This is a genomic window from Azorhizobium oxalatiphilum (assembly GCF_014635325.1).
Classification (GTDB): Bacteria; Pseudomonadota; Alphaproteobacteria; order Rhizobiales; family Xanthobacteraceae; genus Azorhizobium; species Azorhizobium oxalatiphilum.
In genome coordinates this window covers 35,585-55,440 of the sequence record NZ_BMCT01000002.1, presented here as the reverse complement: position 1 = coordinate 55,440, position 19,856 = coordinate 35,585, and the positions used below count along the sequence as shown (strand labels likewise).

General features: G+C 68.7%; 20 protein-coding genes. 11 read left to right on the top strand and 9 right to left on the bottom strand.

All coding sequences use genetic code 11. From position 1 onward, the window contains the following. Positions 1–4: 4 nt before the first annotated feature. Genes IEW24_RS08770 through IEW24_RS08745 form a run of 6 tightly spaced genes read left to right on the top strand, consistent with a single transcriptional unit; the run spans position 5 to position 6,964 of the window. On the top strand, positions 5–1,606 hold the full coding sequence (locus IEW24_RS08770) for an ABC transporter substrate-binding protein (protein ID WP_188577577.1): 1,602 nt from the start codon (positions 5–7) through the stop codon (positions 1,604–1,606). An 11-nt stretch (positions 1,607–1,617) separates the two neighbouring features. Then, complete coding sequence (locus IEW24_RS08765) at positions 1,618–2,493, top strand: ABC transporter permease (RefSeq protein WP_188577575.1); 876 nt, start codon at positions 1,618–1,620, stop codon at positions 2,491–2,493. Positions 2,494–2,548: 55 nt separating this feature from the next. Next, entirely contained in the window at positions 2,549–3,256 is a 708-nt protein-coding gene (locus IEW24_RS08760) for an ABC transporter ATP-binding protein (RefSeq protein WP_244644319.1), read from the top strand. Between the two features lie 54 nt (positions 3,257–3,310). Further along, entirely contained in the window at positions 3,311–4,330 is a 1,020-nt protein-coding gene (locus IEW24_RS08755; protein WP_210324167.1) for an ABC transporter substrate-binding protein, read from the top strand. A gap of 22 nt (positions 4,331–4,352) precedes the next feature. After that, positions 4,353–5,708: an LLM class flavin-dependent oxidoreductase gene (locus IEW24_RS08750; RefSeq protein WP_188577571.1), complete on the top strand. Its 1,356-nt coding sequence runs from the start codon at positions 4,353–4,355 to the stop codon at positions 5,706–5,708. Positions 5,709–5,740: 32 nt separating this feature from the next. Beyond that, entirely contained in the window at positions 5,741–6,964 is a 1,224-nt protein-coding gene (locus tag IEW24_RS08745; protein WP_188577569.1) for an acyl-CoA dehydrogenase family protein, read from the top strand. A gap of 199 nt (positions 6,965–7,163) precedes the next feature. On the opposite strand, the gene IEW24_RS08740 is transcribed toward IEW24_RS08745, so the two are convergent. Genes IEW24_RS08740 through IEW24_RS08715 form a run of 6 tightly spaced genes read right to left on the bottom strand, consistent with a single transcriptional unit; the run spans position 7,164 to position 12,186 of the window. After that, a complete protein-coding gene (locus tag IEW24_RS08740; protein ID WP_188577568.1) occupies positions 7,164–7,712 on the bottom strand; it encodes a carboxymuconolactone decarboxylase family protein in 549 nt (182 codons plus the stop codon). A gap of 14 nt (positions 7,713–7,726) precedes the next feature. Continuing rightward, positions 7,727–8,626 (bottom strand): branched-chain amino acid ABC transporter permease, encoded by a 900-nt coding sequence (locus tag IEW24_RS08735; protein ID WP_188577566.1) that lies wholly within the window; start codon positions 8,624–8,626, stop codon positions 7,727–7,729. After that, a complete protein-coding gene (locus tag IEW24_RS08730; RefSeq protein ID WP_188577564.1) occupies positions 8,623–9,483 on the bottom strand; it encodes a branched-chain amino acid ABC transporter permease in 861 nt (286 codons plus the stop codon). Before IEW24_RS08730 ends, IEW24_RS08735 begins: the two co-directional genes overlap by 4 nt. Further along, complete coding sequence (locus tag IEW24_RS08725) at positions 9,483–10,202, bottom strand: ABC transporter ATP-binding protein (RefSeq protein ID WP_188577562.1); 720 nt, start codon at positions 10,200–10,202, stop codon at positions 9,483–9,485. Before IEW24_RS08725 ends, IEW24_RS08730 begins: the two co-directional genes overlap by 1 nt. Beyond that, positions 10,199–10,972, bottom strand: coding sequence for an ABC transporter ATP-binding protein (locus IEW24_RS08720; RefSeq protein ID WP_188577560.1), 774 nt, complete (start codon positions 10,970–10,972; stop codon positions 10,199–10,201). The genes IEW24_RS08725 and IEW24_RS08720 overlap by 4 nt, the downstream gene beginning before the upstream one ends. Next, complete coding sequence (locus IEW24_RS08715; RefSeq protein ID WP_188577558.1) at positions 10,969–12,186, bottom strand: ABC transporter substrate-binding protein; 1,218 nt, start codon at positions 12,184–12,186, stop codon at positions 10,969–10,971. The genes IEW24_RS08720 and IEW24_RS08715 overlap by 4 nt, the downstream gene beginning before the upstream one ends. A gap of 339 nt (positions 12,187–12,525) precedes the next feature. Here IEW24_RS08715 and IEW24_RS08710 point away from each other — a divergent pair, with 339 nt between their 5' ends. The 5 genes from IEW24_RS08710 to IEW24_RS08690 are packed head-to-tail and all read left to right on the top strand — an operon-like array spanning position 12,526 to position 16,981. Then, complete coding sequence (locus IEW24_RS08710; RefSeq protein ID WP_188577557.1) at positions 12,526–13,101, top strand: carboxymuconolactone decarboxylase family protein; 576 nt, start codon at positions 12,526–12,528, stop codon at positions 13,099–13,101. After that, positions 13,098–14,192: an acyl-CoA dehydrogenase family protein gene (locus IEW24_RS08705; protein WP_188577555.1), complete on the top strand. Its 1,095-nt coding sequence runs from the start codon at positions 13,098–13,100 to the stop codon at positions 14,190–14,192. The genes IEW24_RS08710 and IEW24_RS08705 overlap by 4 nt, the downstream gene beginning before the upstream one ends. Continuing rightward, positions 14,189–14,962, top strand: coding sequence for an ABC transporter ATP-binding protein (locus IEW24_RS08700; RefSeq protein WP_210324166.1), 774 nt, complete (start codon positions 14,189–14,191; stop codon positions 14,960–14,962). Before IEW24_RS08705 ends, IEW24_RS08700 begins: the two co-directional genes overlap by 4 nt. 13 nt (positions 14,963–14,975) lie before the next feature. After that, a complete protein-coding gene (locus tag IEW24_RS08695; RefSeq protein WP_188577553.1) occupies positions 14,976–16,163 on the top strand; it encodes an ABC transporter substrate-binding protein in 1,188 nt (395 codons plus the stop codon). Beyond that, the gene (locus IEW24_RS08690; RefSeq protein WP_244644264.1) at positions 16,160–16,981 is read left to right on the top strand and encodes an ABC transporter permease; all 822 of its coding nucleotides are present in this window, start codon (positions 16,160–16,162) and stop codon (positions 16,979–16,981) included. The genes IEW24_RS08695 and IEW24_RS08690 overlap by 4 nt, the downstream gene beginning before the upstream one ends. Before the next feature lie 75 nt (positions 16,982–17,056). Here IEW24_RS08690 and IEW24_RS08685 read toward each other — a convergent pair whose 3' ends face one another. From IEW24_RS08685 to IEW24_RS08675, 3 genes are read right to left on the bottom strand one after another with little or no spacing between them, the layout of a single operon-like run. Continuing rightward, positions 17,057–18,127 carry an ABC transporter substrate-binding protein gene (locus IEW24_RS08685; RefSeq protein ID WP_188577551.1) on the bottom strand — a complete coding sequence of 357 codons (1,071 nt, stop codon included), beginning with the start codon at positions 18,125–18,127 and terminating at the stop codon, positions 17,057–17,059. A 53-nt stretch (positions 18,128–18,180) separates the two neighbouring features. Next, positions 18,181–18,975 carry an ABC transporter ATP-binding protein gene (locus IEW24_RS08680; protein WP_188577549.1) on the bottom strand — a complete coding sequence of 265 codons (795 nt, stop codon included), beginning with the start codon at positions 18,973–18,975 and terminating at the stop codon, positions 18,181–18,183. A gap of 1 nt (position 18,976) precedes the next feature. After that, positions 18,977–19,846 (bottom strand): ABC transporter permease subunit, encoded by an 870-nt coding sequence (locus tag IEW24_RS08675; RefSeq protein WP_188577547.1) that lies wholly within the window; start codon positions 19,844–19,846, stop codon positions 18,977–18,979. Between the last annotated feature and the right edge of the window lie 10 nt (positions 19,847–19,856).

Here is a 19,856-nt window from a genome sequence, read left to right as displayed (position 1 = left end):
CCCAATGACCAACCGCCGTGATTTCCTGAAAGCCGCCGCTGCCGTCACCGCCCTGCCGGCCGCCGCCCTCTACAGCCGGGACTGGGCGCTCGCCGCCGAGGGGCGCAAGGGCGGGCATCTCGCCGTCAGCCTCGTGCCGGAGCCGGCCGGGCTCATCGGCGGCCTCTACCATGCCAACCCCTCCATCGTCGTATCGCAGAATCTGTTCGACGGCCTCGTCACCTATGACGCCGATCTCAACCCGGTGCCCCAGCTCGCCACCAGCTGGACCAAATCGCAGGACGGCAAGGTCGTCACCCTGAAGCTGCGCGAGGGCGTCAAATGGCACGACGGCCAGCCCTTCACTTCGGCGGACGTGAAGTTCTCCATCGAGACCATCAAGGCCACCAGCCCCGTCGCCGGCCCCACCTATGCCACGCTGACCGATATCGGGACGCCGGATGCGCACACGGTGGTGCTCACCTTCTCCCATCCCTCCCAGGCGCTTTGGTCGGTGCTGGACGGCGCCAAGACGCAGATCCTGCCGCGCCATCTCTATGAAGGCGCGCCTGCCATCACCAATCCGCTCAACGTGAAGCCGGTGGGCAACGGCCCCTTCATCTTCAAGGAATGGGTGCGCGGCAGCCACATCAAGCTCACCCGCAATCCGGATTACTGGGACAAGAGCCGGCCGTTCGTGGACGAACTGACCTTCCGCATCATTCCCGATGCCGGCGCCCGCGCCGCCGCCTTCGAGACCGGCGAGGTGCAGTATGCGCCTCTACCCGCCATCCCCCTGCTGGATGCGGAGAAGGTGGCGGCGCGTCCGGGCGGATACGCCATCCAGACCTCCGGCTGGGAGGCGAATGCGCCCATGTATTCGTTCGAGTTCAATCTCGACCGCCCCACCTTCAAGGACATCCGCGTCCGGCAGGCGTTCGCCCATGCCATTGACCGCGAGCTTCTGGCCCGCAACGGTTTCTACGGCTTCGCCACCCCCGCCACCGGCCCGGTGCCCAGCTATCAGAAGCGTTTCTATACCGGCGAGACCGAGCAATATCCCTTCGACCCGAAGAAGGCCGAGGCGCTGCTCGATGCCGCCGGCCTGAAGCGCGGGGCGGACGGCATCCGCCTGCGCATCGACAATCTGCCGATCCCCTACAGCCAGGATTTCGTGCGTGCGGCGCAGCTGATCCAGCAGTCACTGAAACGGGTCGGCATCCAGGTGGAGATCCGGAATTTCGACGTCGCCACCTTCTTCGGCAAGCTCTACAAGGAGCGCGATTTCGACACCACCTCCACCTTCGCCGCCGCCTTCGCCGACCCGCAGATCGGCGTGTTCCGCCGCTACTGGTCCAAGGCCAAGGTGACGACTTCCGGCGGCAATATCTCGGGCTACCAGTCCGCGGAGGCGGACCGGCTGATCGAGGCCAGCCTGATCGAGGGCGATCCGGACAAGCGCCGCGCCCTGATCCAGCAGTTGCAGATCCTCGCCCAGCGTGACCTGCCGTCCGTCAACCTGCTGGAGCTGAAGTTCTTCCGCGTGGTCTCGAACCAGATCGAGGGCGTCAACCAGACGCCGTTCGGCGCCTTCACGTCGGTGGCCGACGTGGCGTTCAAGGCCTGAGGGAGGCGCCCATGACGGCCACCCACCGGCACACGCCGGACACGCCACTGGCCGAGGCTCCACCGCCGGTTCTGGTGGACCTCAGCGGCCGGACGGCGGGCACGGAGCCTCGTGCCCGCCGCGCCCGGGCGCGGCAACTGGTCTCGCGCACCCTCGTGCCGTTTGCCCTGCTCGCTCTTTGGCAGGTGGCCGCCGATCGGAACTGGGTCTCGCCGGATGCCCTGCCGCCGCCCACCGTCATCATCGAGGCGTTCGCGGAACTGATCCGCACCGGAGAATTGCAGAGCGCCATTCCCACCTCGCTTGCCCGCTCGCTGGTCGGGCTGCTGTTCGGCGCCTTCACGGGGCTGGCGCTCGGCCTGTTCGCCGGCCTGTGGCGGGTGGGCGAGGAACTGGTGGATGCGCCCCTCCAGATGCTGCGCACCATCCCCTTCATCGCCATGATCCCGCTGTTCATCATCTGGTTCGGCATCGGCGAGGAAGCCAAGATCACGCTCATCTACGCGGCGACGATCTTCCCGGTCTATCTCAACACCTATGCCGGCGTGCGCGGCGTTGACCAGAAGCTCATCGAGGCGGTGCGCGTGTTCGGCCTGTCGCCGCTGGAGATCGCCTGGCGGGTGATCGTGCCGACCGCTTTGCCCTCCATCCTCGTGGGCCTGCGCTATGCGGCGGGCGTCTCGCTGCTCGCGCTGGTGGCCGCCGAGCAGATCAACGCCCGCTCCGGCATTGGCTTCATCCTGCTGAACGCCAACCAGTTCCAGCGCACCGACATCATCATCGCCGGCATCATCGTCTACGCGCTGCTCGGCATCGTGATCGATCTCGTCATGCGCGTCATTGAGCATGTCAGCCTGCCATGGAGGCCGAGCCTTGTCCCTGCATAGCCCCCTGTCTCCCGCAACACCCCGGCTCGTCCCCTCCGGCGCGGCCCCGCCTCCGGTGGCGGTGGAACTCGGCGGCCTGCGCCGGGTGTTCGGCGAACGCGCCGTGCTCGACGGCATCGACCTCACGCTGCGGCGGGGCGAGTTCGTCTCCCTGCTCGGCCCCTCCGGCACGGGCAAGACCACGCTGCTGCGCATCCTCGCCGGCCTCGACCGCGCGGACGGCGGCACGGTGCGGGTGGCCGAAGCACGCTCGGTGGTGTTTCAGGAGCCGCGCCTCGTGCCCGCGAAACGGGTCTGGCAGAATGTGGTGATCGGCCACCGGCCGAATGCGGAAGCCCGCCGCCTTGCCGGCGCCGCGCTGGAAGAGGTCGGCCTCTCGCGTCACGCGGATGCGTGGCCCAAGACCCTGTCCGGCGGCGAGGCGCAGCGCGTGGCTTTGGCCCGGGCGCTGGCCCGCGAGCCAAGCCTGCTGCTGCTGGACGAGCCCTTCGCCGCGCTCGACGCCCTCACCCGCATCCGCATGCATGATCTGGTCGCCCAGCTCTGGCGCCGGCACCTGCCGGCCGTGCTGCTCGTCACCCATGACGTGGACGAGGCCATCCTGCTCTCGGACCGGGTGATCGTGCTGTCCGGCGGCGGCATCGCCTTCGACACGGCGGTGGACCTGCCCCGTCCCCGCCAGCGCAGTGACCGCGCCTTCGGTGTGCTGCGCGCCCGGCTGCTGGCCGAACTCGGCGTCGGCAGCGCCGAGGGCCATGGCTGAACCCACGCTGAACCCACCCTTCCCGTCTTCTGCCCATTTGCACGGAGCCCGTCCTTGACCCGTCCCCTTCTGTCCCGCCGGACCTTCGGCCTTGCCCTCTCCGGCCTGCTGCTCGCGGGCGCCGCCCTGGCCCCGGCACAGGCGCAGACGTCGCGCGTAAAGCTCCTGATCGGCTTTCAGGATACCACCCTGCCCGAGACGGTCGCCGCCTCGAAGGTGCTGGAGGGCACGCCCTATGACGTGGAATGGGTGATCCTGCCGGGGCCGGCGGCGCAGCTCTCCGCGCTCTATTCCAAGGCCATCGATGTGGGCCACATGGGCGACACCTCGCTCATCATCGAGCAGGGCAAGGCGCGCACGCCCTGGACCGCCGAAAACGTGCCGCTCCAGATCGTCGCCGGCTGGCGGGCGACGGATGCCCAATATCCGCCCATCATCACCGTCACCCGCACGGATGCCAGGATCGAGACGCTGGCGGACCTGCGCGGCAAGCGCTGGGCCTATAATTTCGGCGGCTTCAACTATCTCCAGTATGTGCTGTCGCTGCAGAAGGCGGGTCTCAAGCCCGCCGATATCCAGCCGATCCAGCTCGGCGACCAGTCGGCCACTTCAGCCGCCTTCAATGCCGGGCGGGCGGATGTCTATTCCGGCAATTTCGCCGCCGTCGCGGAGGCCGTGGAGCGCGGCGATGCCAAGCCGCTGCTCACAAGCGACCAGCTCGACATCCCGGCCCTCAACGTCTTCACCGCGCGTGGCGACGTGGTGCGCGATCGGGCCAAGAGCGAGGCGCTGGCGGACTTCCTCGCCCGCGTGCGCCGGCACTGGGACTGGTATGCCGCCAATCTCGACACGGTGGAGAAGATCTACACCGAGAAGGTGAAGCAGAGCCCGGCGCGGGCAAAGATCTCCACCGTCTATCTGAAGGCCACTTTCCGGCCGCTGGACGATGCGGTGATCGCCCGCGAGCAGGCCATTGCCGACGTGCTCGTGGCCTCCGGCGACCTGCCCCGCAAGATCGACGTCAGCCTCGAATTCAACCGCGCCTTCAACGCCGCCACCACCGGCGGCAACTGATCCCGCGCGCAAGGAGAACACCATGAGCGCCCAGAAGCAGCTCCACCTCAATCTCAATTTCCTCAACGCCGGCACCTTCGCATCCGCCTGGCGCTGGCCGGCCTCCACGCCATCGGCTTTCGCCGACGTGCAATATTATGTCCGCACGGCGCAGCTCGCCGAGCGTGGCACCTTCGACAGCATCTTCCTCGCCGACTTCCCGGCGCTGTCGGACCGGCCGGACTATCGCCCCTTCCAGTCGCTGGAGCCGACCATCGTGCTGGCGACCATCGCCGCCGCCACCCGGCACATCGGCCTCATCGCCACCGCCTCCTCCACCTATAACGAGCCCTACAACATCGCCCGCCGCTTCGCCTCGCTGGATCATGCCAGCGGCGGCCGGGCGGGGCTGAACATCGTCACCACCGCCGATCCCGTCTCGGCGCGCAACTTCGGCCTCAAGGAGCGCCTGCCCCACCGCATCCGCTACGAGCGTGCCGCCGAATTCGCGGACGTGGTGAAGGCCCTCTGGGACAGTTGGGAGGACGATGCACTGGTGGGCGACAAGGCCAGCGCCCGCTTCGTCGACACCTCCCGTGTCCACGCCATCGATCACGAGGGTCCGCACTTCTCCGTGGCCGGCCCGCTGAACGTGCCGCGCCCGCCGCAGGGCCGGCCCGTGGTGGTGCAGGCCGGCGGCTCCGACGACGGCAAGGATTTTGCCGCCGCCCATGCGGATGCGGTGTTCTCGGTCGCCCATTCCCTGCCCGACGCCATCGACTATGCCCGGGACCTGCGCGCCCGCGCGGCCGTGTACGGGCGCGGGCCGGACGACATCCGCATTTTCCCCGGCCTCGTCACCGTCATCGGCGGCACCGAGGCGGAAGCCCGCCGGCGCGAGGAGGAGCTGTGGGAGCTGGTGCCGATCGAATACGGCCTCGGCCGCCTCGCCGGCATCCTTCAGGTGGACCCCGCCAGTCTCGATCTGGACAAGCCGCTGCCCGCCAACCTCGCGCTGCCGGTGGACGGCATGCAGACCTTCTTCCGCGGTGCCCTCACGCTGGCGGAACGCGGCAATCTCACGGTGCGCCAGCTGATCCGCGCGCAGGGCGGCGGCACCGGCCATCGCATCATCGTCGGCACGCCGGAGCAGATCGCCGACAACATCGCCGAATGGTTCGCCAGCGGCGCGGTGGCCGGCTTCAACGTGATGCCGGATGTGATCGCAACCGGCCTCGAAGCCTTCGTGGACCACGTGGTGCCGCTGCTGCGCCGGCGCGGCATCTTCCGCGAGAGCTACGAGGGCACGACCCTGCGCGACCATCTCGGCCTCGCCCGTCCCGAGCGGCGCGTGCCCGTCGCCGCTCGGCCCGCCCCGCTCCGCTCCGCCGCGCGCTGAGCCTCTTCCCCTTTCGTACGTCAGGATCTCCCATGAACATCGCCACGCCCGGTTTCCCGGCCAGCTCGCAGCTTCCCCTTGCCCCCGGCGCGCAGGCGCTGGACGACCTTCTCGATACCCTGCGCGACAATTCCCTGCCGCAGGACCGGGACGTGGAGGCGACGCAGGCCGCCATCGCGGCGATCCGCCGGGCCGGGCTCGGCGCCTTCCGGCTGCCCCGCGCGGAAGGAGGCGGCGGGGCCACGCTGCCGCAGTTGTTCGGCCTCGTGCTGCGGCTGGCGGAAGCGGACTCCAACCTGCCCCACATCCTACGCAACCACTTCGCCTTCGTGGAGCGCGCCCTGCGCACGCAGGACAATGCCAAGTACCGGGGCTGGCTGGATGACGCGCGCGCCGGCCGCCTGTTCGGGCTCGGTGCCAGCGAACTCGGCATCCAGAACATCGGGGCCGGCGGCGGCGAGACGCTGCTGACGCCGCATGGGGACGGCTTCCGGCTCAGCGGCTCAAAATATTACAGCACCGGCAATTTCTATTCCGACTTCATCGTCGTGAACGCCCAGACCCCCGAGGGTCGGCGTGTGAATGCCGTGGTGCCCACGGATCGCGACGGCGTCACCATCGCGCAGGACTGGGACGGCATCGGCCAGCGGCAGACCGCCAGCGGCGCGACCCGCTTCGACGACGTTCCGGTGCGCCCGGAGGAGGTGATCGACATCGCCGCCGAGGATCGCCGCCTGCCCTATGACGCCACCTTCCCGCAGCTCTATCTCACCACCATCATCGCCGGCATCCTGCGCGCGGTGGTGCGGGATGCCAGCGCACTGGTGCTGGGCCGGGGCCGCAACTTCTACCACGCCACCGCCGCCCGCCCTGCGGAGGATCCCCTGCTCCAGCAGGCGCTCGGCCGGCTGGCGAGCGTCGCCTATGTGGCCGAGGCGAGCGTCCAGCGCGCGGCGGAAGCCCTCGCCGCCGCCTATGACAGCGTCACCGCCGGCACGCCGGACGAGGCGCTGTTCCTGCGTGCCTCGCTGGAGGCGGCGCAGGCCAAGGTGATTGTGGACGAACTGGCGCTCGGGGCCTCGAACCAGCTGTTCGAACTCGGCGGTGCATCCGCCGCCACCCAGCGCCAGCGCCTCGACCGGCATTGGCGCAACATCCGCACCATCGCCTCCCACAACCCGGTGTCCTACAAGGCGCGCGCCATAGGCCAGCATGTGCTCGACGGCACGCCGTTGCCTAACGCCGCCTACTTCTGAACTGCGGACGCCCGCCAGGAAGACGGTCTCTCCTGAAGGTCAAGACGCGCTGCCCGCCTTGGTACAGGCGGGCAGCCGATGACATGGACAAAGGCTGATCAACAAGATCATCGGATCAAGTGACCAGCCTTATGCCGAACTGCCGCGCTTGCGTGCATCCGCCGGGACTTCAACGCTGCCCGGGCGGCGGGCGGGCGTCTCACTCAGCGGCGGCGGGGACCGTCTCTTCCGGCACCTCCACCTGCAGCACATCGTTGAAGCGGTTGAAGGCGCCGCACAGGGCGATGCGCCACGTCAGCTCCACGATCTGCGGCTCGGAGAAATGCCGCTTCAGCCGCACGAAGATCTCGTCGCGGGTGCGGCTCCAGTTGTTGGTCACGGCGATGGTGTATTCCACCACCAGCCGATCCACCTCAGTCAGCTCCGGATGATCCTGATAGTCCAGAAGCCGCTGCGCACCGGCTTCCGAGACGCCCTGAATGGCAAGCTTCGGCGCATGGTGGGCCACGCAATAGCTGCACTGGTTGAGCAGCGAAACCGTAACCAACGCCAGCTCCAGATGGCGCTTGGAGAGCACCGCCTCGTCCGACAGATCGGTGAGCAGCGACCACACATGCTTGAACACCGGCAGGCGCTGGGCCATGGCGCCCGCCTGATCGGCGAAATCGCCATAGGTGGTCATGCGGTCCCACAAGGGATGCAGCTCGGCGGGCAGGTCTTCCCGCGTCTTCAGGGCAACACGCGACATGGCAGGCTCCGGTTTCAGGATCGGGTGGCACGCAGGCGATATTCGCGCACCAGCCCATCGGGTTTGAAGATCAGGATAGCGACGAGACCCGCGCCGACAAGGAACAGCCGCAGCGCGGCGAGCTGCGAGCCATCGAGCACGGGAAACACATCGATCAGGAAGCGGCTGCCTTCCAGCAGCGCGATCACCGTGAAGCTGGCGATGAGCACGCCCACATTGGAGCCCCGCCCGCCAATCACCACCGCCATGAAGGCATAAGCGGTGATGATGGTGCCGAACTGCGTCGGGTCGATATAGGTGTAATAGAAGGCATGCAGGCTGCCGGCGATGCCCAGCGCCGCCCCGCCCAGCGCGAATGTCTTCAACCTGAGCACCAGCACATTCTTGCCCAGGGTGTCGGCCACCGCCGGGTCCTCCCGGCTCGCCCGCAGCAGGCGGCCGAAGGGCGAGCGGGCGACGCGCTCGAACACCGCGAACACCACCACGAGGCACAGCACGGCGAAGCCGAGGAAGGCCGCATCGCCATAGCCCTGCGGCACGTAAGCGGCGAAGGGGCGCACGATGCCGGGAATGCCCAGCGTGCCGCGGGTCAGCCATTCCTCATAGGAGATGAACAGCTTGAGGCATTCGGCGAACCCCAGCGTCACGATGGCCAGATAATCCTCCGACAGCCGGATGGAGATGAGGCTGGTGGCCGCGCTGGCGAGCGCCACCAGCACGATGGCGCCGGCCATGGCGACCAGCGGCGGCGCCCCCCACACGGAGAACAGGCCGCACACATAGGCGCCCAGCATGTAGAAGCCGAACAGGCCGAAATTGACCAGCCCGCCCAGCCCCCATTGCAGATTGAGCGCCAGCCCGGCAATGGCGGCGATGATGACGAGGGCGGAGGTGGCGATGAGATAGGAGATCATTTCGCCACCCACTGCTTGCCGAACAGGCCGGAGGGCCGCACCAGCAGCAGCACCGCCATGACGAGGAAGGCGACGATGGCGCGATAGTGCGGCGCCATCACCAGTGTCGCCAGTTCGCTGGCGATGCCGAGCGTGAGCGCGCCCGCCACCGCCGCCATGGGGTTGGCGATGCCGCCCAGAATGGCCGCCGTGAACACCGGCAGCACATAGTTCCAGCCCATCTGCGGATCCAGCGTGGCATCGAGGCCGATGAGCACCCCGGCCAGCGTCGCCAGCGCACTGGCGAGCACCCACACCATGGCCACCACCCGGCCGCGCCGGATGCCACGCACGGCGGCAAGGTCCGCATCATCCGCCACCGCCCGCATGGCGCGACCGAGGCGGGTGAAGCGGAACACCACCCACACCAGCACCAGCGCCACCAGCACGCTCAGCATGATGGTGATCTGCTCCTGATTGATGCGCAGGCCCGCGATCCGCAGCGGCCGGGCGATCTCCACCCCATAGCCGCGCGGGGAATTGCCGGCGAAGAAACGCACCACATTCTCCAGCGCCAGGGCGACACCGATGGAGGCCACCAGCCGCGTCACCGAGGAGCGCGCCCGCAGCGGCTCATAGGCCAGAGCCTGCACCAGCAACCCGACGGCAACCGCCAGCACCATGCCGGCGGCGGTGGAGAGGAGCAGCGGCCAGCCCAAAGGCACGTTGAACAGATAGACCGCATAGGCGCCGAGTGTGATCTGCGCGCCGATGGCGTAATTGGCGAAACGCAGCACGCTGAAGGTCAGCGACAGGGAGAGCGCCGGCAGCGCGATGAGCAGGCCCGTGACGAGCCCGTTGAACAGCAGTTGGGCCATCACCGGCTTCCCAGATAGAGGCTGCGCATCTGCGGATCGTCCAGCAGGCCGGCGGCCGGGCCTTTCGCCTTCACCTCGCCGGACACCAGCACGAGGCCCTCGTCCGCCGCGCCGAGGCCGAGGCGGGTGTTCTGCTCGATCATCAGCAGCGTGACGCCATAGCGGGCGACGCGGCCGATGACCTCGAACAGCAGGGCCGCATTGCGCGGCGAGAGGCCGGCGGAAGGTTCGTCCAGCGCGAGGAAGGACGGCGCCGGCATGAGCGCCGCCGCCATGGCCACCATCTGCCGCTGGCCGCCGGACAGATGGCCCGCCAGCGTCCCGAGCTTCGGCTCAAGCTCGGGAAACAGCTCCAGCATCGCGGAGAGGCGCTGCGCGAAGGAGGCGCGCACGCGGCCCGGCACGAACTCCAGCCCGATCTTGAGATTCTCCCGCACGCTCATGTTGCGGAAGACATTGGCCTCCTGCGGCACATAGCCGAGCCCGCGCCTGGCCCGGCCGGGAGCATCGAGACGGGTGACGTCCCCGCCCTCGAGCAGGACGCGGCCGGAGGTCGGCCGCACCAGCCCCACGGCGGTCTTCATGAGCGTGGACTTGCCGGAGCCGTTCGGCCCCACCACCGCGAGGCTGCCGTTGGCGGCAATGGACAGGCTGACGCCATGGAGCACCGCGCGGCCGCCATAGCCGGCGACCACCGCCTCCAGTTCGAATGCGCTCAATGGACGCCCCCGAGATAGGCTTCGATCACCGCCTCATTGGCGGAGATGGCCTCAAAGCTGCCTTCCAGCAGCACCCGCCCCTCGGCCAGCACATAGATCGGGTCGCAGAGCGCGGCGATGAGGTCCATATTGTGCTCCACGATGCCGAAGCTGACGCCCTCGCTCTGCAGCACGCGGATGAAATCCGCCACCTCGCCGATGAGCACGGGATTAACGCCTGCGGCGGGCTCGTCGAGCAGGATCATCTCCGGCCGCAGCATCAGGGCGCGGCACAGTTCCAGCAGCTTCTTCTGGCCGCCGGACAAGGCGCTGGCGGACGCATCCGCCAGCCGCCACAGGCCCACGCGCTCCAGCAGGCCGCGGGCATCCACCCGCGCCTGCTCCTCCGCCGCCCGTGCGGCCCGGCCACCGAACAGCCCGCCGACGAGCCCCTCGCCGGGATGGCCCGGGGTGGCCAGCAGCAGGTTCTCCAACACGGTGAGGCCGCCCAGTTCGCGCGAAATCTGGAACGTACGGGTGAGCCCCCGGCGCGCACGGGCATGGCCCGGCAGGCGGGTGATGTCCTCTCCCTTGTAGAGCACGGCGCCGGAGGTGGGCCGGACGCGGCCGGACAGGATGTTGAACAAAGTGGACTTGCCCGCCCCGTTCGGCCCCACCACCCCCGTGATCGCGCCGCGCCGGAAGGCGACGCTGGCGTCCTGCAAGGCGGTGAAGCCGCCGAACCGGACGCCGACCCCATGCGCCGCCAGAACCACGTCGGACAGGCTCACTTCGTGGTGCCGACGAGTTTGCTGGTGCCGTCGAGCACGCGGAAATGGCCGTAGTCCAGATCGGTCTGGTCGCCGGTGGCGGTGAACTTGAAGTCCGCCGTCGCCCCGCTGTAGCGGAAGGGCTGGCCGGCGCGGATCAGCTTCAGCGCCTCGGCCGGATCGGCCACCACCGGGCCGGGGCCGTTGGCGATGGAGGCGATCTGCCTGGCGAAGTCCACGGCCTTGTCGCTCTTGGCCTTCTCGATGGCCAGCGCCAGCACGATGATCTGGTCGAACACCGCCGCGCCGAACGGCACGATGGTGCCCGCCGGCTGGCCGGTGCCCTTCAGATAGAGCTTGTAGGCCTCCGAATTGCCAACCGGCACGGCCTGCACATGGTTGACGCCCTCGGCGGCGGCCTTGCCCACGTTCTGCACGAACTTGCCCTGGCTGTCGGCCGCATGGCTGAAGGTATAGAGCTTGGACGCATAGCCCGAGCGGTAGACCTCCTTCACGATGGCGCTGAACTCGGGGATGTAGCTGGCCACGAACACGGCATCGGGATTGCGCCCGAACACCTTCTCCACCTCGGTGCGGTAGGAGGGCTGGTTCGGGTTGAAATAGATCACGTCCAGCACCTCGCCGCCGTCGGCCTTGAACTGGTCGATGAAGGGCTGGACGGTGGACAGCGTGAAGGGCGTCTGGAGCACCAGCAGCGAGGCGGTCCTGGCGCCATCCTTCTTCACCGTGCGGGCAAACGCGCTGCCCCACGCCTTGCCGGTGGTCTGGAAGCGCCACACCAGCCCCTTGGTGTCGCCCTGCGTGATCTCGTCGGCCGAGCCGTTGACCAACAGCGCGGTGCCCTTCTCCAGCGCCACGGGGCGCACGGCCAGCGCCACCGCGCTGCTCCACACGCCGGTGATGGCGGCCACCTGGTCCACGTCGATGAGCTTGCGCGCAGCAGCGACACCCGCCGTGGGGGTGCTCTCGTCATCGGCCACCACGATCTCGATCTTGCGGCCCAGCACGCCGCCGGCGGCATTGATCAGCTCGGCGGCGGCTTTGGCGCCCTGCTCCTCTTCCTTGCCATAGGGGCCGCCGGTGCCGGTGAGCGGAGCCAGCAGGCCGATCTTGAGGGTGCCATCGGCGGCGAAGGCGCCGCCGGCGGAGAGGGCGGCCACCGAGAGGGCGGCGCCCGCGAGGATCTGGCGGCGGGTCAGCGAAAGAACGGACATTTCGGTAAAGCTCCGGGCACACCGCAGCGACCTCGCACAGGCAGATCGCGGGACGACGGGACGCACACTTTGCGTCGGTGTGAACGCCTCTTGCAGCGCGCCGATAACTTAGTCAACTATTTTTATGGAATTAATTTTAAACAACAATTTCTGAATGTCGTTTAATGGCACTCGCCGGAGAACCCATGCGCGCGTTCACTTCCGGCTGCCGTCCAAGGGGCGATTTCACGTGTCCGCCACGCACAACACGCATTTCACGCAGCCATGTGGAATGAACGTTACTTGTCACAGAATTTTTCGGATTTATATCAGAACCCGAAACAGCCGTGAGAGAATGACATGTCCCGTCTGCCCCTTCGCACCCCAGATGACGCTCCGGAAGCTGCCCGCGAGGCGCTCGCGACGGCCGAGAAGAACAACGGCTTTCTGCCGAACCTTCTGCGCGTGCTGGCGAACGCGCCGGTCGCCCTGGAGACCTATCTGACCGTGTCCGGGATCAATGGCCGGGCCTCCCTCACCCTGCCCGAGCGGGAGGCGGTCCAGATCACCGCAGCCGCCACCCATGGCTGCGGCTTCTGCGTGGCCGGCCACACCGCCATCGCCCAGAAGAAGGCCAACTTGCCGGGCGAGACCATCGAAGCCCTGCGGGAAAAGGCGCCCGTGCCGGATGCGCGTCTGGATGCGGTGGCGCGCTTCACCGAGGCGGTGATCGCCCATCGCGGTGCGGTGCCGGACGCCGCTCTCGCCACCTTCAAGGCCGCCGGCTTCGACGACCAGCAGGCGCTGGAGGTGGTGCTGGGCGTCAGCCTCGCGACGCTGTGCAACTTCGCTAACAATCTCGGCCAGCCGCCGCTGAACGAGCAGTTGGCTGCCTTCCGCTGGGAGCCGGCGTCCAAGACGGCAGCCGCCGAATGACCACGCCCGCCCCCGCCGCCCCGACGGATTTCGACCCCGCCTGCGCCGGCTGGCTGGCCGCGCAGGCGCACGCGCTCGACACCGAGACGGCGCTCGCCCCGGACCTCCTGCCCCGGCTGGCGCAGGCCGGCCTGCCCGCCATCGGCGTGCCGCAGGCGCTCGGCGGCAGCGGGGGCACGATCATTGACGCCATCGCCGTGCTGGCCGAGGCGGCGACGCATTCGCTCGCCGCCGCCTTCGTGCTGTGGGGGCATCGGACCTATATCGAGTATCTGCTCCAGAGCCCCAATGCGGGCCTGCGCGAGGCCCTGATGCCAGCCTTGCTGGACGGCTCCCTTGCGGGCGCCACCGGCCTGTCCAATGCCATGAAGCACCTGGCCGGCATCGAGCCGATGCAGCTCACCGCGCAGGCGGAAGGCGGTGGCCTTGCCGTCGATGGCAGGATGCCGTGGGTGACGAACCTGCGCTCCGCCGCCTTCCACGTGGCGGCGGCGGTGGATGGACCCGACGGCGGCTGCTTCGTCGCCAGCTTCGCCCATGACGATGCCGGCCTCACCCGCACACCCGATCTGGAACTCATGGGCCTGCGCGCCACCAGCACGGCGGCGCTTGATCTTGAGCAGGTGCCCATCGGGCCGGACCGCATCATCTCCGCCAATGCCCGCGAATGGCTGCCGCGCGTGCGCCCGGCCTTTGTGGGCCTGCAATGCGGCCTGTCCATCGGTCTTGCCCGGCGGGCGCTAAACGAGGCGCGGCTGGCGGCAGGCACCGGACGCGGCATCCTCGCCGCCCCCATCCAGTCCGCCACCCAGAGGCTGGAGGCCGCCACCAACGCGCTGACGGCCGGCCTCAACGCCCGCAGCTTCGAGGCCGATGCCTCCGGCCTGTTCGAGCTGCGCATCGCGCTGGCGGACGTGGTGGCCGAAGCGGTCAGCCTCGAACTTCAGGCGCTCGGCGGCCGGGCCTATCTGGCCGGCCCCGGCCGCGACTTCGCCCGCCGCAACCGCGAGGCCGCCTTCATTCCCGTCATTACCCCCAGCCTCGTGCAGCTGAAATCCGCGCTCGCCAAGCAGCGCGAGAGCGCGGCATGAGCATGCCTGCGTCCGCCCTCACGGCCGAAGACATCTTCCTGCGCTATGCCGGCGCGGAGCGGCCGGTTCTGGCCGACTTCTCGCTCGATCTTGCCGCCGGTGAGGTGGTCGCTTTGCTCGGCCCCTCCGGCGTCGGCAAGTCCAGCCTGCTGCGCGTTCTGGCCGGCCTCCAGCCGCCCGACAGCGGGCGCGTGAGCATGGACGGCGTTCCCGTCACCACCGTGCATCCCCGGCTTGCGCTGGCCTTCCAGAGCCCCGGCCTGCTGCCCTGGCTCGATCTGGAGCGCAACGTCGCCTTCGGACTCGATTTCAAGCGCCAGCCGAAGCTCTCGCGGGAGGAGCGCCGCCAGCGCGTGGACACCGCCATCGCGGAAGTCGGCCTCGATCACGCCCGCCGCCTCAAGCCGGCGGCCTTGTCCGGCGGCATGGCGCAGCGCGCGGCGCTGGCCCGCTGCCTTGCCCGCAAGCCGCAGGTGCTGCTGCTGGACGAGCCGTTCGGCGCGCTGGACGAGGTGACGCGCGCCGAGATGCAGGATCTGCTGCTGAAGGTGGTGGCCGATTTCGGCACCGCCGCCGTGCTCGTGACCCATGACATCGACGAGGCGCTGCTGGTGGCCGACCGGGTGATCCTGCTGGGCGGGACGCCGGGGCGGGAGATCGGCCAGTGGCGCATCGCACTGCCCAAGCCGCGAGGGGCCTTTCTCGCGGAACTCGGCGCCCTGCGCGTGGAGATACTGACCACGCTGCGGGCCGCCATTCGCGACCATTGATCGGGGGAACACCATGAACGAAGATTTCTTCTCGCGCCGCGACGTGATGCGGCTGTCCGCTTTGCTCACCGCCACCGGCGCCGCGCCCTTCATCAGCGCGGGTGCCGCGCGGGCGCAGGAGCCGGACGCCCCGGTGCGCGTGGGCTACCTGCCGATCACCGACGCAACCCCGCTCCTCGTGGCCCACGGCAAGGGCTTTTATGAAGCCGAGGGCCTCAAGGCCGAGAAGCCGGTGCTGTTCCGCAGCTGGGCGCAGATCGTGGAAGCCTTCCTCTCCGGGCAGGTGAACGTGGTGCACCTGCTCTCGCCCATCACCGTGTGGGCGCGCTACGGCAGCAAGGCCCCGGCCAAGGTGGTGGCGTGGAACCACACGGCGGGTTCGGGCCTCTCGGTGGGCCCGGACATCCAGTCGGTGAAGGATCTCGGCGGCAAGACCGTCGCCATCCCCTTCTGGTACTCGATCCACAATGTGGTGCTGCAGACCCTGCTGCGCGAGAACGGCCTGACGCCGGTATCGAAGAAGACCGGCGCGCCCGCCGCCAACGAGGTGAACCTCGCCATCATGGCGCCCGCCGACATGGTGCCCGCGCTCGCCGCCAACCAGATCGCGGGTTACATCGTGGCCGAGCCCTTCAATGCCGCCGCCGAGGTGCTGAAGGTGGGCCGCGTGCTGCGCTTCACCGGCGATGTGTGGAAGGACCATGCCTGCTGCGTGGTCTTCATGCAGGAGAAGGACCTCAACGAGCGCCCGGAATGGTCGCAGAAGGTGGTCAACGCCATGGTAAAGGCGCAGGCCTGGACCCGTACGAACCGGGGCGAGACGGCCGAACTGCTCTCCAAGGACAATCCCAACAAATACACCCCGCACAGCGTCGAGGTGCTCAGGCGCGTGCTCGATCCCGCCCCGTCTGACGAGAGCGCCTATGTGGCCTCCGGCGCCATCCGCAATCCGGAATGGCGCGAGAAGCGCATCGACTTCCAGCCCTATCCCTTCCCCAGCTACACGGAGGAACTGGTGACGCGCCTCAAGGGCACGCTGGTGGAAGGCAACCGCGCCTTCCTCGATGCACTGGACCCGGCGTTTGCCGCGAAGGATCTGGTGGACGACCGCTTCGTGAAGGCCGCGCTGGCGCAGAATGGCGGCCTTGCCGCCTTCGGCCTGCCCGAGAGCTTCACCCGCACGGAAGTGATCTCCGCGTGAACGCACGAACCGAGCCGCCCCGCAGCCCGCCGATGACCGCGCCCCGGAAAGCCGCCCGCACCACCTCGGGGGCGGGCCGCCTGCTTCTGGGCGGCGTGGGCCTCGTCATTCTGCTGCTGCTGTGGTGGCTCGGTTCGGATGTGCTCGCCCGTCCGGGCAGCTTCGCACAGAAATTCTCGCCCTCCACAGCCCTCCCCGCCTTGTGGGATCTGGTGTTCCATTCCGATTTGCCCCTGCACATCTTCGTCAGCCTCAAGCGGGTGCTGGTGGGGCTTGGCATCGCGCTGGCGGTGGGGGTGCCGGTGGGCCTGCTGGTGGGCGCCTCGCGGCAGGCGGAAGCGGCCACCACACCCGCCTTCCAGTTCCTGCGCATGATCTCGCCGCTGTCCTGGATGCCCATCGCGGTGATGGTGCTCGGGGTCGGCGATGCGCCCATCTATTTCCTGCTCGCCTTCGCCACCGTGTGGCCCATCCTGCTGTCCACGGCGGCCGGCGTGCGGCAGATCGATCCGCAATGGCTCCTGCTCTCGCGCAGCCTTGCCGCCACGGGCTGGGAGACGCTGTCGCGCGTCATCCTGCCGGCGGTTCTTGGCCATGTGCTCACCGGCGTGCGACTGGCCATCGGCATCGCGTGGATCGTGCTGGTGCCCTGCGAGATGCTCGGTGTCTCCGCCGGCCTCGGCTATTCCATCCTCGATGCCCGCGACCGCCTCGCCTATCCGGACCTGATGGCCACCATTCTCGTCATCGGCATCATCGGCTTCGCGCTGGATGCGCTGGCCCGCGCGCTGGTGGAGCGGGTTTCGCCCGGCCGCTGATCTCCGGAAGAACAGGGCCGTGGGATGCGGATCGCGTCCCACGGCCTGCTGTCCCTGACACCGAACAGTCGATGCTCAGTTCGTGGTCGCCTTGTTGCCGCTCACGATGGCGTCGGTGAAGCGGGCATCGATCACTGTGGCGAAGTCCACCGGGCGCGGATAGAAGCCCGCCTCCGCCAGCAGCCTGGTGGCGACGATCTCCTTGTCATAGCCCTCGCTGCCCGGATTGACCGGGATCAGCGTGACGGTCTTGCTCCGCGCGGCGAAGAGCGCATCCTTTTCGTTCAGCTGCTGCGTCTTCACATAGGATTTGGCGGTCTCTTCCTGCCGAGTGGAAGCCCATTGCAGATAGCGCGCGAGGCGACCGAGGAAATCGCCGATGGCCGCTTCCAGCCTGGGATCGTTCAGGGCTGCCGTGCGCGCCGTCACCGAGACATAGCCGGGAAAGCCCACGTCGATGTCGCGCACCAGTTCCACCAGCGTGCCGTCGGCGAGCGCATCGGCCACGCGCGCCCGCGACACCGGAGCGGCATTGACGGCACCCGCGATCAGCGCTGTCGAGGTCGCGTCATAGGTCAGCAGGCGCGGCTGGACGTCCTTCAGCGTCAAGCCGGCATTGGCCAGCCCCAGCAACGCCAGCGCGTGGATGTTGCCGCCTTCGTTGAAGGCATAGGTCTTGCCCTTCAGGTCGGCCAGCGACTTGATGCCGGTGCTCTTGTGCGCGGCGATCAGGGAGTTGGAGAAGTTCTGCGAGTCGATCGGCTTGAGCAGCGCGATCACCTTCAGGGGTGCGTTCTCCGCCGTCCAGTTCTGGCGGTCCTCCGACGAGGCTTTCGCCGGCGCGGTGTCGCTGAGGCCCCACGAAATGTCGATGGCGTTGCCGCCCAGCGCCTGCACGGTGGGGCCGGCGCCGTTCAGGCGCGCCCACTGGATCTTGTAGGGCGTGCCCTTCAGGAAATCGGTGGCCTCGATGGCGTCCCGGGTGACGTCCTCGAAGATGCCGATGCGCAGCGTCACGCCATTGAGATCCACCGGCGGGGCCGCCACGGCCGGGCGGATCGCTGCGCCGGCATGGGCAGCCGCGATGCTGCCGAGCGCGAGGCCAAGCGCCCGGCGGCGGGAGAGACGGAAGGTCGGGGCAGTCATCACGATATCCTTGTCTGAGGGAAGATCGGGGGGAGGATCTCGGGGAAGAAAGGTCAGGCCTGCGCGCCGCCGGGCGCGTGCGGCGCGTGATCGGCCGCGCCCGGCACGAAAGTGTCGACGCCGAGTTCGGAATAGAGCTGCGCGCGCAGGCGGGCGCCGGCGGGCGTGCTGCCCTCGCGGGCCTCGCCCACGGTGGCGTCCAGCGTGATCCGCCGGTCCCGCAGCACCAGCACGCGGTCGGCAAGACGCACCGCCTCGTCCACGTCATGGGTCACGAGCAGCGTGCCCGGCGTATGGCGGTCGCAGAGGCGGCGGACCAGATCCTGCATTTTCAGGCGGGTCAGCGCATCGAGGGCCGCGAACGGCTCGTCCAGCAGCAGCAGCGCCGGCTCCAGCACCAGCGCGCGGGCGAGCGCTACCCGCTGCGCCTCGCCGCCGGAAAGGGTGACGGGCCACGCATCCGCGCTGGCGCCGAGGCCGACTTCCGACAGCGCATCCAGCGCCAGCCGCCGGCTCTGCCGGGCGCGCGGCACGCCCATCAGCACATTGCGCCACACCCGCTGGGAAGGCACGAGGCGCGGCTCCTGAAAGACGGCGGCACGCGGCGCGGTGACTTCGCCGGATCCGGCATCGAGACTGTCGAGGCCCAGCAGGACGCGCAGCAGCGTCGTCTTGCCGGAGCCCGATGCGCCGAGCAGAGCGACGAACTCGCCGCGCCGGATGGTGAGGGCGAGCCCCTCGAACAGGGTCTTCTGTCCAAAGCCCTTGGTCGCCCCCGTCAGGCGGACCGCATCCTCCGCGAGCGGGCGGGGAGCGGATTTCGGGAAGGAGAGGATGGCAGGGGGCATGTCAGCGTGCCTTCTCGATCACCGTGCGATGCCACGGCAGCAGGTAGCCCTGCGCCGTGCGCAGGAGCAGATCGACCAGCAGGCCGAGCACGGAATAGAGCAGCACCACGCCGAGGATGATGTCGGTGCGCAGCGAAGCGCGCGGATTGAGCGCCAGATAGCCGATGCCGGACGTGGCATTCACCTGCTCGGCGGCCACCAGCGACAGCAGCGCCACGCCCATGGCATAGCGGACGCCGACCATGATGGAGGGCAAGGCCATGGGCGCGACGATCTGGGTCGCGATGGCGGTGCGGCTCATGCCGAAGACGGTGGCGGCCTCGATGAGCTTGGGGTCAACATTGCGCACGCCCGAGAAGGTGTTGAGATAGACCGGAAAGATGCACGCGAGCGCGATGAGGAGGATTTTCGGCTCCTCGTCCACGCCGAACCAGATGACGAACAAAGGGATGACCGCCAGAAACGGCACCATGCGCAGCATCTGCAGCAGCGCGTCATAGGCGCGCTCGCCTGCCCGCGACAGGCCGGCGATGATACCCAGCAGCAGGCCCAGCCCGCCGCCGATCACGAAGCCGGCGAAAGCGCGGTTGAACGAGGCGACAAGGCTCTCCCACAGCACGCCCGACACCGTCAGTTCCACGAGGGTGCGGGCGACGGTCAGCGGGGATTCCAGCGTGCGCGGGCCGATGTAGCCGAACGAGCAGGCCCCCTGCCAGAGCAGCAGCAGACCGACCGGCAGCAGCAGCCGCGTCGCGTCCGCGCCCCGGAAGCGGCCGGAAGATCCGGCGCTGCGGGCGGCCGGCCGCAGCGCAATCCATCCGGAGGAGGCAAGGGGCACGGCGGACGGGGCCGCAAGGGAATCGATCGTCATGCAAACCGCC

Coding starts and splice junctions, on each gene's coding strand:
- IEW24_RS08770 (WP_188577577.1), top strand. CDS start 5: ATGACCAACCGCCGTGATTTCCTGAAAGCCGCCGCTGCCGTCACCGCC.
- IEW24_RS08765 (WP_188577575.1), top strand. CDS start 1,618: ATGACGGCCACCCACCGGCACACGCCGGACACGCCACTGGCCGAGGCT.
- IEW24_RS08750 (WP_188577571.1), top strand. CDS start 4,353: ATGAGCGCCCAGAAGCAGCTCCACCTCAATCTCAATTTCCTCAACGCC.
- IEW24_RS08745 (WP_188577569.1), top strand. CDS start 5,741: ATGAACATCGCCACGCCCGGTTTCCCGGCCAGCTCGCAGCTTCCCCTT.
- IEW24_RS08740 (WP_188577568.1), bottom strand. CDS start 7,712: ATGTCGCGTGTTGCCCTGAAGACGCGGGAAGACCTGCCCGCCGAGCTG.
- IEW24_RS08735 (WP_188577566.1), bottom strand. CDS start 8,626: ATGATCTCCTATCTCATCGCCACCTCCGCCCTCGTCATCATCGCCGCC.
- IEW24_RS08730 (WP_188577564.1), bottom strand. CDS start 9,483: ATGGCCCAACTGCTGTTCAACGGGCTCGTCACGGGCCTGCTCATCGCG.
- IEW24_RS08715 (WP_188577558.1), bottom strand. CDS start 12,186: ATGTCCGTTCTTTCGCTGACCCGCCGCCAGATCCTCGCGGGCGCCGCC.
- IEW24_RS08710 (WP_188577557.1), top strand. CDS start 12,526: ATGTCCCGTCTGCCCCTTCGCACCCCAGATGACGCTCCGGAAGCTGCC.
- IEW24_RS08705 (WP_188577555.1), top strand. CDS start 13,098: ATGACCACGCCCGCCCCCGCCGCCCCGACGGATTTCGACCCCGCCTGC.
- IEW24_RS08700 (WP_210324166.1), top strand. CDS start 14,189: ATGAGCATGCCTGCGTCCGCCCTCACGGCCGAAGACATCTTCCTGCGC.
- IEW24_RS08695 (WP_188577553.1), top strand. CDS start 14,976: ATGAACGAAGATTTCTTCTCGCGCCGCGACGTGATGCGGCTGTCCGCT.
- IEW24_RS08685 (WP_188577551.1), bottom strand. CDS start 18,127: ATGACTGCCCCGACCTTCCGTCTCTCCCGCCGCCGGGCGCTTGGCCTC.
- IEW24_RS08680 (WP_188577549.1), bottom strand. CDS start 18,975: ATGCCCCCTGCCATCCTCTCCTTCCCGAAATCCGCTCCCCGCCCGCTC.
- IEW24_RS08675 (WP_188577547.1), bottom strand. CDS start 19,846: ATGACGATCGATTCCCTTGCGGCCCCGTCCGCCGTGCCCCTTGCCTCC.